Genomic DNA, 14,808 nt, shown 5'->3' with positions numbered 1-14,808 from the left:
TTGGCGGCATGGGAACAGGTTATCCGGGTTATGGTATGCATAGCGGCTGGGGTGGAGGCTACCCAGGCCACGGCTGGCACGGTGGCTGGGATGGCTATCCAGGCCATGGCGGACATGGAGGAATGGGCGGTTACCCCGGCCATGGCGGACATGGAGGAATGGGCGGTTACCCAGGTCATAGCGGACATGGAGGAATGGGCGGCTACCCAGGCCATGACGGACATGGAGGAATGGGCGGCTACACAAGCCATGGCAGCATGGGAGGTTTCTCAGGTCAAGGTGGCCATGGAGGAATGGGCGGACTTGGAGGAATGTAAAATCTCCAGCTTAACAAATAAATCGAAGATGATATAAAACAAAAAGCCTTGACTCTTCAAGGCTTTTTTTATTTGAGATGCCGATTAATTAACATGCAAAATAGGATGGTCGGAAGGATATTGAAAAAATTGCCTAACTGCCAGCGAAATACCTTTGGCAATATTGGTTGCCATTGTGTAAATCAAGTGTAGATTCGTATATAATAAAGCGCTTCCCAGTACGGCATCATTTGTCAGAACGACCCCCATGACACTACAATCTCCGATAGGAGGAAGGTTTTGACCAAGGCCTAGGCCCGGCTGCAGCGGTCCTTGTCGTAATACAATGGAGTTAACGAAGTCTACAGAGCCTAGCACACTATCAATGGAAATGACAAAGCTATTTTTGGGGAAAATATGCCCGGAAATTTTCGGAATAATGGTGGTTGCATCCATTGGGCACTCAAGATTTCCCAGTACCGTTAAGTGATTGGGAAAAGAGTTACGGAGCAAAGTCCCAACAAAGGGTCCTAGACTGTCGCCACTGATCAAATTAGAACCAATTCCCACTACATAAATGTGTTTAGTACCTTCTGGAATGAGTGAGTATAAGCTGTTGCGAATGAATAGAGGTGCTAGCCGATCATTATACGGTATGACCTTCTCATAAAATTTTAGTTCATTGTTGTACTGTTTGATTCCCACTGCCCTAACACCTCACTATGATGACTTCACAAAAGAATTCTTCATTTACAACAAATATTCCTTCCTGTTAAAATAAAAATCTATCAGGTGGAAAATATTACTATAATCAATTTATTGAGTGTACAAGGGGGATCATACATGTTTATCCAACGAGCAACCATAACTGAACTTGAGCCGCTGACGGAATTGTTTGATTTATATCGGCTTTTTTACCAGCAAGAATCGGATTTGGAAGGAGCTAAACAGTTCTTAAGGGAAAGAATCAGCAACGATCAATCTGTTGCCTTTATTGCCTTTGACGGTGATCAGCCACTGGGGTTTGTGCAATTGTATCCTTCATTTTCAAGTGTCAGCATGAAGCCCTCATGGATTTTAAATGATCTTTATGTAAAAAAAGAAACAAGAGGGAGAGGCGTTGGAGAGAATCTACTGCAGACAGCCATTCAATTTGCAACAGAAACAGGAGCGAAAGGGCTATTTTTAGAAACTGCAAACGATAATGATAACGCCCAAAGGCTCTATGAAAAAATTGGCTTTAAAAAAGAAGCAAATTACTTCTATTATTATTCTATTGCCAAATAATAAAGGAACTTCTATTCAGAGAAGTTCCCATAGTCATTTTATAAAATACTATTTTTTACAGTCGCAGAGTCACTCACATCATTATCTAGTAAAAAGGAGATGGGAATCAGCATGGGGGCAATATCGCCATTTTGTTCACCATAGCCCTGATTCCGTTTATAGGAGATGAACACATCGGTCATTTGATTTGGTCCCATGTTGAGAATGGAACCATGGTCAAATACATTGATTTTCATATCGCCAAAATTGACGTTCATAGGTGCAAAAATCAACAGGATCCCCCCTATTACACCAAACTGTTTTTCGTGGTGTTGCTGTCGGTTAAATCTGGGTCCACCACATACGAAATCGGGATGTTAACCGGGGATAAATCACCGTTTTGTTCGCCGACCCCTTGGTTCCTTTTATAGGAGTTGAATTGATCAATAAATTGATTGGGTCCAAGATTTATGAAGGCGGCATTATCTAATGAATTCACTTTAAAGCCTAGAAAATTAATGGCCATTGGGGCGAGATTCAACTGTATCACTCCTAAGCATATATTTTTATCATCCCTATTAAGGAGCTTTATCCAAGATTGTTTTGCTTACTGTTGGGTGAATCGATGAAATCATCATCTAGAATAAGATGGATGGGAATTACGGTTACTGTAGCATCTGCCATTTGCTGGCCAAATCCTTGTGATTTTTTGCCATAAACATTGATTCCTTTGAGCAAGGTCGGTCCAATATTTATGGAACTTGAATGGTCCGGACTATTAATCTTCACATCGCCAATATTTACATTTGTTGGGATGAAAAACACCTTTTATCCTCCTTCCTTAAAGGAAACCATTGCTGTATCTCTTACTATATTCGCAGGCAGCGAAGATGAGAACAATTGATGGTTCATCGTCAAGACACAAAAAAAGAAAGTGGGCCTGCCACTTTCGAAAGAAGGAAAACTTTTATGGGTTAGTACAGCATATGTTGGTGCTTGTACGTGCATGTAGTGAACATGTCCATTTTAAAAAATATTTTTTAAAAAAAGGGCTTAATATATTTTTTGGATTAGCTCAATCGTATTATTCTTAGGTGAATTCACCAAGGAGGATACCTCATAAGTATCCATTAAATTCTCATCAAAGGGAATAAGCAAGGGTGTTAACCTTTTCGGATCGGTAATGTCTGGGTTAAGCCAGATGGACTCATCTTCACGGTTTAAAATGACAGGCATCCGATCGTGAATCTCTTTCATTAATTCATTAGGACCTGTTGTGATGACAGAACAGGAATAAAGTGTTTTCCCGTTCTGGGTTTTATAACCTTCCCAAAGTCCTGCCATGGCGAACAACTCATTGGACTTTAAATGGATCCGCATCGGAGTCTTCGTTTTATCACTATGGCGTTTCCATTCATAAAAACTGTCAGCGATCACCAAACAGCGTTTCTTCTTGAAGGCATTACGAAAACTGGGTTTTTCGGTAATCGTTTCTGCCCGGGCATTTATCATTTTATTGCCAATCGAGGGATCGCTGGCCCACGGTGGAACGAGGCCCCATTTTAAAAAGCCCATGCGGTTTGATGATCCATCATTGATGATCGCAAGAACCAACTGAGAGGGAGCAATATTATAACTTGGAGCATACAGATCTTCATTTAGGAAGGATTGGATATCGAAACGATCTATGATTTCATCAATGGATGCTGTTAATGTGAAGCGGCCGCACATCCTAATCACCTCGAGATTTAAGTTACCTCCATTGTAACAATTGATGGGAAGGATGACAAAAGTTAACTAGAACGTAGATTTTTCATCCTTTCTAATAAAAGACCGTCTGTCTGAGCGTTCTCTCCACAAACAAAGTCTGTCAGTTGATAGGAGAGGTATTGTCCATAGTGATTATTTGTCTTTAATAAAAGCTCGTCCACAGAATAGACTCCGTTTCCGATAGAATCATTTAGGATAACGGCGAGGGCTGCATATAGACCGCTGGCAGCCTGAAAATAGGCAGCGTTTGTTTTATAATGCTCCATAACAACTTCATTGGCTAAGACATGATACATATATCGTTCTTTATCAGGATAGACGAGGAGGACCCCGACTAAGTTTTCTCCATCAAGAGAGGATGGGAGGGGAGCAACAATGTTCTTATCCAACGTCCCTTTATAATTTACATTACCTCTGAACAAGCTTTTTGCATGATCAGTTCCTTTATATAAGAAGCCACCCTCTAGATCAAATTGTTTGCACAAGAAATAAACGGCTTCGTTTGGCATTAAACAGCCATGAAACTGCTTGTCCCCTAATGTTGCTCTGAATTCTAGGTCATGGACCTGTTCATAAAGGAAGAGCGGGGTCCTATTTTGCATGAACATCGGCAAACTTTGGATGGCTGATGTCAGGAAACAATCAGGCGGCCTAGTCGTATAAAAAGTATTTTTTTTTGCAGAAGTCCCAAGTTTTAAGAAGGAGGAATCTTGTTCGACAATCAAGCAGGCCAGAGGCTGCTCGCTAGGATAGTTATTCATCAATTCGATGGCCATCCATTGAACCACACCAGGGTTCATCCCGGAACAGATAATCGCTTTTAAGTTGGCATACTCCACTTTATATTTTTCAAAAAAACGAAGTCGTTCAATCAGCGGAAAGCCTTTGTAATCATTGGCATGGTCATGTATATAGATATTCTCCAAAGCACTGTTAACATAATGTACTCCCAGCTGGTTGCAGCAGTCTAACATTTCAACAGTATCGGCTAATGATACGTCTATGACAATGGAGGTATGGGATTCTCTTAAATAGTTCCTAAGAATAATGGTGTCCTTCAAATCAATTTGATGAATCGTTAATTGGTGGATTAGATTGGGGCAGATGCTCTGATAATAATTGAGTGGTCTTTGTTTGTAGTCAATTAAATGGATGGTACTGTTGTAAAGCTTTTGATGAATGGGATCATGCTGATCTAGACTTGCTTTATTTAGGAGAGTGAGGAAAGATCTTGCGAGAGAGCCAGCACTACCTAGGATCGTCATGACGAGTCTCCTGTCGTTCATTTTATCACCTCGATTTTTTAGGATTCTTAATAGAATATGTCAAAAATGAGGAGATGTTTGGACAACTGTAGCAAAAATGAAAAGGAGACCTTTTCATCCAAGGTCTCCTAACAGCATTGTCATCTTCTGGCAAAATCCACAAAGCGGAATTTATCGGGACGGTGCCTTGATTCCGTATATTGAAACAGTGTGGCATCATCTAAGTAGACATGGTTTTTAATGACCACGACATTGTGAAAACCTTCAAGATCAAGCAGTGAGCGGTCTTCGGGGGTTGGTTCTTCCACAACAATTTCCTTTTTGGCAAAGCTGATTGTCAGCTTTAGTTCATTTTCTAGATATTCATAGATCGAGTCAGCACAGATTTCTTCCGAAAGAGAGGGAACAAGACTGCTGCATAAGTAGTCTTTATCTAAAATGATTTTTTCTCCGCCCATTTCCCTTGTCCGTACTACCTTCCAAACTAAATCTTTTCCACCCAACTGCAGTTGCTGGCGGATGTAGCCATCAGGCTTAATTAAGGCCAAATCATTGACAAGGGTGACGGGCTTACTGCCCATTTTACTTGCTAGTTCCTTAAAACTAACTAAACCGCTGACGGGAAAGTCAAATTTACTGATGTCTATGACAATGGAACCTTTTCCTCTAACCTTCTGAATATAGCCATTTTGGGAGAGCAAATTTAATGCTTTCCTAATCGTTTCCCTCGAGGTATCGTATTGATCCTTTAACTCGTTTTCTGAGGGAAGAAGCGTCTGCGGAGCTAATTCTCCATTCTTAATTTGCTCAACTATTGATTCATAAATGGTTAAGTACTTGTTTGTCATACTGACATCTCCGATCAATTTTTCAAATAGTACACGATAGACTCATAAGGCCGCAGCACCATTTCTTGATCTAGGTGTGCAGGGGAGTCCTCATAATTAGAGATTAACATTTCACTATCAGCGCCATCAAGATTTAATTGAGAAGGAAGAATAAATCTCGTTTCTCGATCGTAAAAATTGTTGATAACGAGTACTCTTTCAGCACCATTAGTTCTGATAAAAGCAAAAAGGTCGGGGTCTTGTCCTAAAATTAATTGGAAATCACCATCCGTAATCACATCTTTCTCTTTGCGTAATTGAATAAGCTTTTGATAGTGATAGAAGATAGAATCCGTATCTTGAACCGCTTTTTCAGCATTAATTTCTTTATAATTGGCCGCTGTATCAATCCAAGGAGTACCCGTCGTAAACCCGGCATTTTTTTGATCATTCCATTGAACAGGCGTTCTTGAATTGTCGCGTGATTTTTGTTTCAAAATTTCTAGGATCTGTTGTTCTTCGAGGCCTCTATTCTTCAAAATTTGAAACATATTTAATGACTCGACATCACGGTATTTGTCTATGGCATTGAAGTTTGGATTGGTCATTCCGAATTCTTCGCCTTGATAAATATAAGGAGTTCCCTGCATTAGATGAAGCGTTGTAGCGAGCATTTTGGCGGATTCCTTATGATAGTGGATGTCATCACCGAAGCGGGAGACTGCTCTTGGCTGGTCATGATTGCACCAGAAAAGGGCATTCCAGCCGCCGCCTTCGTTCATTTCAATTTGCCATTTAGACAAGATATCTTTCAAAGCTTGAAAATCAAAATCCGCTTTTGTCCATTTATCACCATTTGGATAATCCACTTTAAGGTGATGAAAGCTAAAGGTCATATTTAATTCTTTTTGGTCTGGGTTGGTGTAACGAATACAATTATCGATGGAAGTCGATGACATTTCTCCAACCGTCATAATATCGTATTTTGAAAATACTTGTTCATTCATTTCATGTAAGAATTCATGGATTCTAGGACCATCCGTATAAAACTTGCGGCCGTCGCTTTCATCCTGAGGGAAGTGCTGGTCTTTCGAAATTAAATTGATAACATCTAAACGGAATCCGTCGACGCCTTTCCTTAACCAAAAATGCATCATTTCATATAGTGCGGCACGAAGCTGTTCATTTTCCCAGTTTAAATCTGCTTGTGTTACATCGAATAGATGAAGATAGTATTGTTTGGTTGTTTCATCGTATTCCCATGCTGATCCTCCAAATTTTGATTCCCAGTTGGTAGGGGGCTCGCCATTTTTTCCGTCTTTCCAAATGTAGAAGTCTCTGTATGGATTGTCTTTAGAAGACTTGGCTTGTTTAAACCATTCATGCTCCGTCGATGTGTGGTTGATGACGATGTCCATAATAATTTTGAGACCGCGTTTATGGGCTTCTGCAAGAAGAAGGTCAAAATCCTCCATGGTTCCGTACTCTTCATGAATCGAGTAGTAATCACTGATATCATAACCATTATCACGCTGAGGAGATTGATAAATAGGCGTCAGCCATAGGACATCGACACCAAGTTCTTTTAAATAATCTAATTTTTCAATAATACCTTGAATATCTCCGGTACCATTTCCTGTTGTGTCATTAAAGCTTTTTGGATAGATTTGATAGACGACTGCTTTCTTCCACCATGCTGTTGACATACTAAACACCTGCCTAAATTTTTGATTTATCTAATGTGGAAAAGGAGGGAGATGGTCTCCCTCCTGTAAGGAGTGCTAATTAATTGCTTAACTTTGACTTATTCAAACGAGTCTTTGAGAAAATTGTAGTTAAGATGAATGGAACTACAATTGCAATAACCATACAGATAGCGAACACCGCCATATGTTTTGGCTGAATAGAAAGAATACCAGGAATACCGCCGACTCCAATGGAGTTCGCCATTACGCCGCTCGCCACAGATACAACGGCTGCAATCATGGAGCCAATCATCGCTGCTAAGAATGGGAAGCCGTATTTAAGGTTAATACCAAACATCGCCGGCTCTGTTACACCTAGATAACAAGAGATTGTTGCTGGGATTGAAACTTGCTTTTCTTCTTCATTTTTACGGTTGATAAAGATCATGGCAAGAACAGCTGAACCTTGAGCAATATTTGATAAAGCAATCATTGGCCATAGGTTTGTTCCGCCAAATTGGCTTACTAATTGAAGGTCAATCGCGTTTGTCATATGGTGTAAACCAGTAATAACGAGTGGAGCATAAGCGAATCCGAATACTGCTGCAAACAACCAGCCAAAGGATGATGTTAAGCTAGAGTAAACAACGTGAGAGATACCAGCGCCAATTTTCCAGCCGATAGGACCTAGGATGGTGTGTGCGATTAATACGGTTGGAACTAGTGCAAAGAATGGAACAACAATCATCGAAATAGAATTTGGAACGATTTTTCGTAATCTTGTTTCAAAGAAACCTAAAGTTAAACCAGCTAAGATAGCAGGGATTACTTGTGCTTGGTAACCAATCATTTTAATGTGCGCAAATCCAAAATCCCATGTAGGAATTTCTTTTGCACCAGCAACAGCGTAAGCATTTAATAATTGTGGTGATACTAAAGTAATACCAAGAACGATTCCAAGAATTTGCGAAGCGCCCATTTTTTTCGCCACTGACCAGGTGATTCCAACTGGAAGGAAGTGGAATATTGCTTCACCAATCAACCAAAGGAAGGAGTGAACACCTGCCCAGAATTGAGATACTTCAATAATTGTCTTTGTACCGTTATCTAGTAGTTTAATATCACCGATTATATTTCGGAAGCCCAGGATTAAACCGCCGACTACAAGGGCAGGGATTAATGGAGTGAAGATTTCAGCTAAGTGTCCCATCATACGCTGAATCCAGTTCTGATTTTGCTTGGCCGCTTTTTTGGCTTCTTCTTTAGAAGTGCCATCTACACCCGCAATTTTTACAAATTCATTATAAAAGCTAGGTACTTCGTTACCGATGATAACCTGGAATTGTCCGGCTTGGGTAAAAGTACCTTTCACAAGTTTAATGGATTCAATTTCTTTTACGTTTGCTTTACTTGGATCATTTAAAACAAAACGCATTCTTGTCACACAGTGGGTTACGGCTGCAATGTTTTCTTTCCCACCAATGTGTTGTAGTAGTTCCTTCGAAGGATCTGTATACTTCGTCATTTTCTTTCCCCCTAAATAAATGGCGTGCGGACCATTTTCTTTCCTTAAAATTTTCTAACCTTTCTATCCAAGCGTTGGGTACGGTTTCATTCTGTATCTCAGCTTGTATATACAAGTTTTGTTGACGTTTTCATTGTAACTTGTATATACATGTCTGTCAACAAAAAAAATAAGTTTTTTAAAATAGTTTTTTATCAATTAAAGGGAATAAATTGCTCATATTATTGGAGGTTTCATGAGTAAACATACTTAGTTGAACATAATGGAAGGAAGGTGGAGGGCTATTTTATTATTTCAGAATATGTCTTTCCTACTACTTTTCTACTTTACAGTAATAAATTATTGATAGAAGATTCCGAAAATGGTAAAATGAACTTGTTTAAATTCTTCTGAGTTTAGACCTCCTAATTGTGAGAGCTTAGCCTAGACCACTAAGTTCTTTATTTGAACCTTTGAAACTCTTCAAAGGTTCCTTTTTTCGTGTTGGCATCCTTTACGGAGTATTTGATATTATAGACATACCTAGATTGCCTTATTAAAAGTGAGGTTACAAAACAGTGGAATTTATGACGGTAAATCAGTGGAATGATGAATTATGGGACAAAGTCCGTCCAATTTATGAACAGGCATTTGCTGATAAAGGGGCAAAACCGGAAAAGATTATCCGAAACATGTTTCGGAAACAAATTTGTTTTCTACATGTCTGTCTAATTGATGGACAAGCAGCAGCGATAGCATTAACAGGTAAATTGAAAGAGACAGAGGCGTTGCTGATCGATTATTTGGCGGTGAAAAATGAACAGCGTGGGCAGGGTACGGGGATTCGTATGTTGAAATACATTGAAGATTGGGCGATAACTTCAGGAAATTGTACCAGTTTAGTGATTGAAGTCGAAGCCGAAGAAACGCCGGAAAATCAGGCCAGGATTAATTTTTGGGAACGATGCGGTTTTGTCTTAACGGATTATATCCACCACTATATTTGGGTACCCGAACCTTATCAGGCTATGTATAAAAAACTTAAGCCAGAAGTGATCTTTCCTACAGATGGGGAGATTCTTTTTAGCTTTATTGGTCAATTTCATAAAGCGTCCTTTCAAGGATGATTTTTTTGAAGCCATTGGGTTACTGTCCTCCATAAAGGGTATTAACTCAGTGAATCAAAAGGAATTTACCACCGTTATACTCCTATCTAACTCCTATTCTAAAAACCTGTCTATCCACTTAGATGATGGCAGCAGACAACGTTCGTTTCTTCCGAACCATTTATACCGGTTAGCAGCCACAAAATCATAAACAAAATCCCTTACGAAAGGGGGAACAATCAAGAAGAACGTGAACAGTTTCCAAAGACCATTTAGCTGCCTGCAAACACGTAAAGCGGCATCAGATCTTAGGTATAATTTTTCATTTTCTATTAAGACAAAGCTATTAACATTCCTCGCCAAGCCATGTTTCTTCAACAAATCCTGTCCAATACTGCTTTGAAGAGAGATAAATTTAAATTTCCCACTATGATCTCTTTTTAAAATGAATTGCACACTGCTGTTGCAAAGATTACATTCACCGTCAAATAAAATAATTCGTTTCATCTAAAACACCAACTTTAACCAATGTATCATTAGCATATCATAAAAGATGCATGTCACCATTATGAAGTTTGAAACGAATAATTAAATAATTCGTACTAAAAAACTATACAATTAAAAAGAGTGTCACCCGACACTCTTTTTAGATGTTTCTTATTATGCTGCCTAAAAAAGCTTGTTTAAAATGGGGCTAAAAAAAATGGACTATGTCATATGCACGGTTTTAATATGCTGAAAGTTAATATGAATCGGGTCTTCTTTTGCACTAATTAATTCAACAAAATTATTATTAATGGATTGAATTCTTCCAATCACATTTTCATTTTCAGCGATATTAAAGACAATTAACTCTCCAATTAATTTTTCTATCTGGACCTCAAAGGACCGGGCAAATGAGAGGTTGCTTGGACTTACAGGCAGACTGGCGTTACTTAGGCCGTAAGGACGCTGATTGTTCGTATACGGAATTAACCATTTTAAATGGTTTAATGATATAAACATGGTTTTGTAAATGGGGGAGTAAAAGACAAAGTAATTATTCATGATACTAATGATATAACCATGTAAAGCTTGGTTACTTGTGACATAAATTTCTGTGAAAATTCCTTTTGCAGCCGTTAGAGTTTTCCGTAACGAGATCTCTTCATTATGGTTATAAATGGGTGCTGGTTCGTCGTTGAAGGTAATTTCATCAATTTCATATTGTTTCATAAACTGCCAATTTTGAATATGAATGGTTGGTATATAAAGATAGTCTGTTCCGTTAAAAAGAACCCACAGATCACTTCCAATATCCACTAAAAGTCCATAAATGGATTTCTTTCCGGAAATCTCAATTTTTATATACTTACCAATATTTTCTTTCATTTTCACGGACTTACTCACATCCTTTCCTGGGTATTTCCATTCACAAATAGAGGTGGGCGGATATCAACAATTCTTTATTCATCCTAATAACTAACTTGTTTGCCCAGCTCTTATTTGTAAGAGGACATGGATGCCATCAAAATACTTTTTTGATTGAGCAATAGATTTGTTTTCATATGCAATCCGGTCAATTAAAATCTAAAGGTTCGATTATTGTTACTTGGCCAACCTGCAAATGGGAAAGTTCTTTCTTGATTTTGGGAAACGGGTTCACTGGTTAAGCGGAATGCTCTGGTTTCTTGCTTTGTTTGTTTCCATACTTTATTCGTATCGTTGTAGACTTTCTCCTGTGAAGAAGAAGCTGTTTTCTTTGATACAGCATTTACGGTTTCTTGTGTTGTTTCTTGTTTCTTTTCTTTTTTAGAGGAAGATGAAGTGGAAGTTTGTTTACTAGCTTTTTCAAGTTCTTTATGGGATTTCATAGTTGTGGATTTAGATCCCAACTCTTCACCCTTTTTGTGTTCTTTATGCGGCAGTTCGTTTTTTTGTACTTTTATCTCACTTTTAAACATTTGCATTGATTCAAATTCGTCAAGTTGCATAGTTCCCTTTACTGAAGGGTCATCAAGTAAAGTTGGTTCATTTTTATATGAACTTGACCATACTACCATGTGGTTTGGCTCCATAATCTCTGAGGATTCAGCTTCAATTTTTATCTCGAACTTTTCAAAGGTAGATGGGGATTTTGATTTCTTTTCACTTGCTTTGGTTTCTGCTTTATATTCTTTCGGTGCATGATTGGATTTCTCTTTTGAAACCTTAGTTTCATTGGACTCTTTTGAATTGTTTGTTTTGGATTTCTCTTTTGAAACCTTAGTTTCATTAGACTCATTTGATTTTTTATCTTGATCATTCGTTTCATTCTTACTTTCAGCTTTTTCCTGTTGGTTTTTCTCTTGTTTTTCTTTTATAAATCCTTTTAAAATATTAGAGATTTGGGCTACCTTGATTAGGATTCGCTCTTCGCCATTAATCAACGTAACAAAATCTTCATCAATTTCGCTTAGTACGCCGTAAAAACATTGTTTATTAATACTCAAGATCGTAACCCATGAATATTGGAAAGAGCGTAAAAGCTCCATTAAGCTCTGTGTTTTTTGGAATTCAACAGATGCGTTCTCAGGCTGAAACTGCTTTGTATTCTTAAGAATAGCTTGGATTTTATCTATGTTATAGTAGAATATATATTTATTTTCAGTTTCTAAAACCACATGGTCAGTTTCTACGCCAATCAATTTTCCTTTAAAGATGTCTTCACCCACATAAAGATTTACCTGAAACCCTTTTAGTAAATCCAATGCAGCTGAAAATTTTTCTAACCCCATGTTTCATCCTCCTTAAGAGATAGGTGGTCGCTTCTCTGTTTGGAGAAGCGACATAATCATTACTCGTTATCTTCGTTGTCATCATTTTTTTTGCTATCATGATCCTCGTTATTGTGATTGGAATTGTTGCTGTGGCAATCGTCTTCATCTTTGGATGATTTCCCTACCATTAGGCCGTAGCTAATGTTTCGAATGTGCTTCAATGAAAAACGAACCACTTCTTCATTCACGATGAGGGAGGCATAGTGTTTATTTGAGTCACTAAGTACTCCTTCTAATGACTCTGGACCACCATCGCGGTTTATTTTCACCCATTGAAATCTAATGCTTTCTAAAAGTTTATGAAAATTTTCTGCAGTTTTAAAATCTAATTTCTCAGGAATTTTCAAGCCTAATTTCATAGCATCTTTAGAACTTTCTGTAATACTTCTGACATGGTTCGTTTTATAATAAACCACACCGTCTTTTTCTGTTAGAAGTACAAAGAAGTCTTCAAATACAGCAAGCAATTTCCCGATTCTGGATTCTGGACCGCCACGATCTACCCTGATTGTTTTCCCCACATGCATGTTCATAAGTTCTCTATCCATAAAAGTTTTTTCCTCCTTTATTAAATAAACATTTACACTCCATCTATATGTATCACGGGATGACGTTGTACTAATAAAGAGGCCCTTTTTCGTATTTTTTGCAAAAAATAGGCAAAAAAAAGTATATGATATTCAACCATATACTTTGTCGTCCTGTAGATTAATTAGTTGCTGCTTTAAGTAGCTATTTCGTTTTTCAATGAAATGAACTATAACGTCCTTTTCAGAATCAAGTGTATTACCTTTTCTGTTAATATAAGGATCCAATTGTAAATGGGGTTTCAGTGTATCAAAGAGTTCTTCTATTATTCCTTGTTGGGTTTCAACCGTAAATTGGTTGTCTAAAATGTTGGAAAGAATCTCACAATATTTCTTTTTAAAATCTTGTACATAAAGTAGTCTGCCGGTCAAGGTATTATACCCGGTTATAGGTACAAAATCATGATCAAGCCGTTTTCCGTGCAGATCTCTGCCCCAGGTCCCGTCATAATCCCATGGAGTTATTTCAAACGTGTTGGTTTCACTATTTCGGTAAAGTGCATAATTATGGATAAAGCCATCAAAATTTTGGGTACAAACAACTCCCGCCAGCCATGTTAGATACTGGTCCACATTAAGCACCTTGGTAATTTCTTCTTCAAACTCCTCATTTTTAAGTGTGTTCGTTTTTGTAATCAACTCTTCTAAATGCAGTAAATCATCCTCATTGCCATATTTAAGGGTATATCCTTCGAGCAAATCTTCTTTTAATTTCTTTTTTGGTGATAGCAGGGAGAAATTTGCGTAATAGTTAGTTGCATATACAATTGGTCCATTTGGTAAATTTCTTTTTTGTAAGAGAAATTGATCGAAAGACTCGATCTCTAAATAAATACCTTTACAAAAACCATTTATATAGAGAAGAACATGCTTGGAGTGGGGGGAGATGACCCCAATTGAATCAAAGAAATCAAATGAAAGCTTGTTACGACTAAGTGAGATATCATTGTACTCTGCGTTTAAATGGATCTCATGAGCGCCATCAACGGTAAATGGTTTTTGAAAAATAATATTATAGGATTTCTTTTTTTTCTTGCGAATCACATTTCCTCGATAGGCCAAGCCGATTGAATATTGATTGTTTCCTATTTTGAGGACCGCCGGAACATGTTCATTCACCCAGATATCTTTATTGAGCTGGTTTAATGTCTTGGGATTGATAAAAATTTCATATTTTTGCAATTTAAAAACCCCTATTAAATACATATTTTTTAGAATACTATGCTTTGCCTTTAGCAATGGTGCAGTTTATGGGCTACTTGGTTATTTTAAAAAAAATAAACTTTTGTCTATTACCCTTTCATTGTTTCTTCCATAAATTATCAATGAAGTATAAAAATATTGGAAAGTGGTGGAGTGTTTAAATGAAAATGGTAATGGAAAATTTGCTTACGCAAGCACAAGAGAACGGGGTAATTGAATTTTTAATCAATAACCCTGTTGAATTTAAAAAAGGCCCTAAAGGACCAAAGGGTACTAAAGGCTCAAAAGGAAGTAAAGGCTCTAAAGGTTCTGGCGGCTCTAAAGGCTCTAAAGGCTCTAAAGGTACCAGCGGCTCTAAAGGCTCTAAAGGCTCTAAAGGCTCTAAAGGTACCGGCGGATCTAAGGGAACTAAAGGCTCTGGTGGCTCTAAAGGAACGAAGGGCTCTGGCGGTTCTAAAGGAACTAAAGGCTCAAAGGGTTCTTCAGGCAGCCATGGAACAT

At 38.1% G+C, this 14,808-nt stretch carries 17 protein-coding genes and 1 pseudogene; 4 read left to right on the top strand and 14 right to left on the bottom strand.

Annotation, left to right across the window (positions count from 1 at the left end; all coding sequences use genetic code 11):
* A pseudogene (locus V7077_RS12920) lies at positions 1 to 317 on the top strand (hypothetical protein); the annotation flags it as partial.
* 84 nt (positions 318 to 401) lie between these two features.
* Here V7077_RS12920 and yyaC read toward each other — a convergent pair.
* The gene (yyaC, locus tag V7077_RS12915; protein ID WP_335502104.1) at positions 402 to 1,001 is read right to left on the bottom strand and encodes a spore protease YyaC; all 600 of its coding nucleotides are present in this window, start codon (positions 999 to 1,001) and stop codon (positions 402 to 404) included.
* Positions 1,002 to 1,139: 138 nt separating this feature from the next.
* On the opposite strand from yyaC, the gene V7077_RS12910 reads away from it, so the two are divergent.
* Positions 1,140 to 1,583: a GNAT family N-acetyltransferase gene (locus V7077_RS12910; RefSeq protein WP_335502102.1), complete on the top strand. Its 444-nt coding sequence runs from the start codon at positions 1,140 to 1,142 to the stop codon at positions 1,581 to 1,583.
* Between the two features lie 38 nt (positions 1,584 to 1,621).
* Here V7077_RS12910 and V7077_RS12905 read toward each other — a convergent pair whose 3' ends face one another.
* The 8 genes from V7077_RS12905 to treP all read right to left on the bottom strand — a co-directional run bounded on the left by V7077_RS12905 (position 1,622) and on the right by treP (position 8,634).
* Positions 1,622 to 1,840 (bottom strand): hypothetical protein, encoded by a 219-nt coding sequence (locus V7077_RS12905; protein WP_420489645.1) that lies wholly within the window; start codon positions 1,838 to 1,840, stop codon positions 1,622 to 1,624.
* Positions 1,841 to 1,869: 29 nt separating this feature from the next.
* Positions 1,870 to 2,112: a hypothetical protein gene (locus V7077_RS12900; RefSeq protein ID WP_420489644.1), complete on the bottom strand. Its 243-nt coding sequence runs from the start codon at positions 2,110 to 2,112 to the stop codon at positions 1,870 to 1,872.
* 38 nt (positions 2,113 to 2,150) lie between these two features.
* Positions 2,151 to 2,387 carry a hypothetical protein gene (locus V7077_RS12895; protein WP_335502100.1) on the bottom strand — a complete coding sequence of 79 codons (237 nt, stop codon included), beginning with the start codon at positions 2,385 to 2,387 and terminating at the stop codon, positions 2,151 to 2,153.
* Between the two features lie 228 nt (positions 2,388 to 2,615).
* Complete coding sequence (locus tag V7077_RS12890) at positions 2,616 to 3,293, bottom strand: SOS response-associated peptidase (protein ID WP_335502098.1); 678 nt, start codon at positions 3,291 to 3,293, stop codon at positions 2,616 to 2,618.
* 62 nt (positions 3,294 to 3,355) lie between these two features.
* Positions 3,356 to 4,597: an S-adenosylmethionine decarboxylase related protein gene (locus V7077_RS12885; protein WP_335502095.1), complete on the bottom strand. Its 1,242-nt coding sequence runs from the start codon at positions 4,595 to 4,597 to the stop codon at positions 3,356 to 3,358.
* A 140-nt stretch (positions 4,598 to 4,737) separates the two neighbouring features.
* The gene (gene treR, locus V7077_RS12880; protein ID WP_335502093.1) at positions 4,738 to 5,445 is read right to left on the bottom strand and encodes a trehalose operon repressor; all 708 of its coding nucleotides are present in this window, start codon (positions 5,443 to 5,445) and stop codon (positions 4,738 to 4,740) included.
* Positions 5,446 to 5,459: 14 nt separating this feature from the next.
* Entirely contained in the window at positions 5,460 to 7,130 is a 1,671-nt protein-coding gene (treC, locus tag V7077_RS12875) for an alpha,alpha-phosphotrehalase (RefSeq protein ID WP_335502091.1), read from the bottom strand.
* A 79-nt stretch (positions 7,131 to 7,209) separates the two neighbouring features.
* Complete coding sequence (gene treP / locus V7077_RS12870; protein WP_335502089.1) at positions 7,210 to 8,634, bottom strand: PTS system trehalose-specific EIIBC component; 1,425 nt, start codon at positions 8,632 to 8,634, stop codon at positions 7,210 to 7,212.
* A 566-nt stretch (positions 8,635 to 9,200) separates the two neighbouring features.
* Here treP and V7077_RS12865 point away from each other — a divergent pair.
* A complete protein-coding gene (locus V7077_RS12865; RefSeq protein WP_335502159.1) occupies positions 9,201 to 9,740 on the top strand; it encodes a GNAT family N-acetyltransferase in 540 nt (179 codons plus the stop codon).
* Positions 9,741 to 9,833: 93 nt separating this feature from the next.
* Here V7077_RS12865 and V7077_RS12860 read toward each other — a convergent pair whose 3' ends face one another.
* The 5 genes from V7077_RS12860 to V7077_RS12840 all read right to left on the bottom strand — a co-directional run bounded on the left by V7077_RS12860 (position 9,834) and on the right by V7077_RS12840 (position 14,310).
* On the bottom strand, positions 9,834 to 10,226 hold the full coding sequence (locus V7077_RS12860) for a thiol-disulfide oxidoreductase DCC family protein (protein ID WP_335502087.1): 393 nt from the start codon (positions 10,224 to 10,226) through the stop codon (positions 9,834 to 9,836).
* 201 nt (positions 10,227 to 10,427) lie between these two features.
* Positions 10,428 to 11,090 carry a DUF2642 domain-containing protein gene (locus V7077_RS12855; protein ID WP_335502158.1) on the bottom strand — a complete coding sequence of 221 codons (663 nt, stop codon included), beginning with the start codon at positions 11,088 to 11,090 and terminating at the stop codon, positions 10,428 to 10,430.
* 191 nt (positions 11,091 to 11,281) lie between these two features.
* Complete coding sequence (locus V7077_RS12850) at positions 11,282 to 12,475, bottom strand: hypothetical protein (RefSeq protein WP_335502084.1); 1,194 nt, start codon at positions 12,473 to 12,475, stop codon at positions 11,282 to 11,284.
* Between the two features lie 59 nt (positions 12,476 to 12,534).
* Positions 12,535 to 13,065: a hypothetical protein gene (locus V7077_RS12845; protein WP_335502082.1), complete on the bottom strand. Its 531-nt coding sequence runs from the start codon at positions 13,063 to 13,065 to the stop codon at positions 12,535 to 12,537.
* 132 nt (positions 13,066 to 13,197) lie between these two features.
* Positions 13,198 to 14,310 (bottom strand): CotH kinase family protein, encoded by a 1,113-nt coding sequence (locus V7077_RS12840; protein ID WP_335502080.1) that lies wholly within the window; start codon positions 14,308 to 14,310, stop codon positions 13,198 to 13,200.
* A gap of 158 nt (positions 14,311 to 14,468) precedes the next feature.
* Between V7077_RS12840 and V7077_RS12835 the strand changes: the two genes are divergently transcribed.
* On the top strand, positions 14,469 to 14,808 hold a 340-nt coding region (locus tag V7077_RS12835; protein ID WP_335502077.1), incomplete at its 3' end, for a hypothetical protein.

The organism is Neobacillus vireti, assembly GCF_036962465.1.
In the GTDB taxonomy this organism is placed as follows: Bacteria; Bacillota; Bacilli; order Bacillales; family Cytobacillaceae; genus Neobacillus; species Neobacillus vireti_B.
The sequence above is the reverse complement of the archived record's forward strand: the minus strand, read 5'-3'. Positions and strand labels throughout refer to the sequence as shown.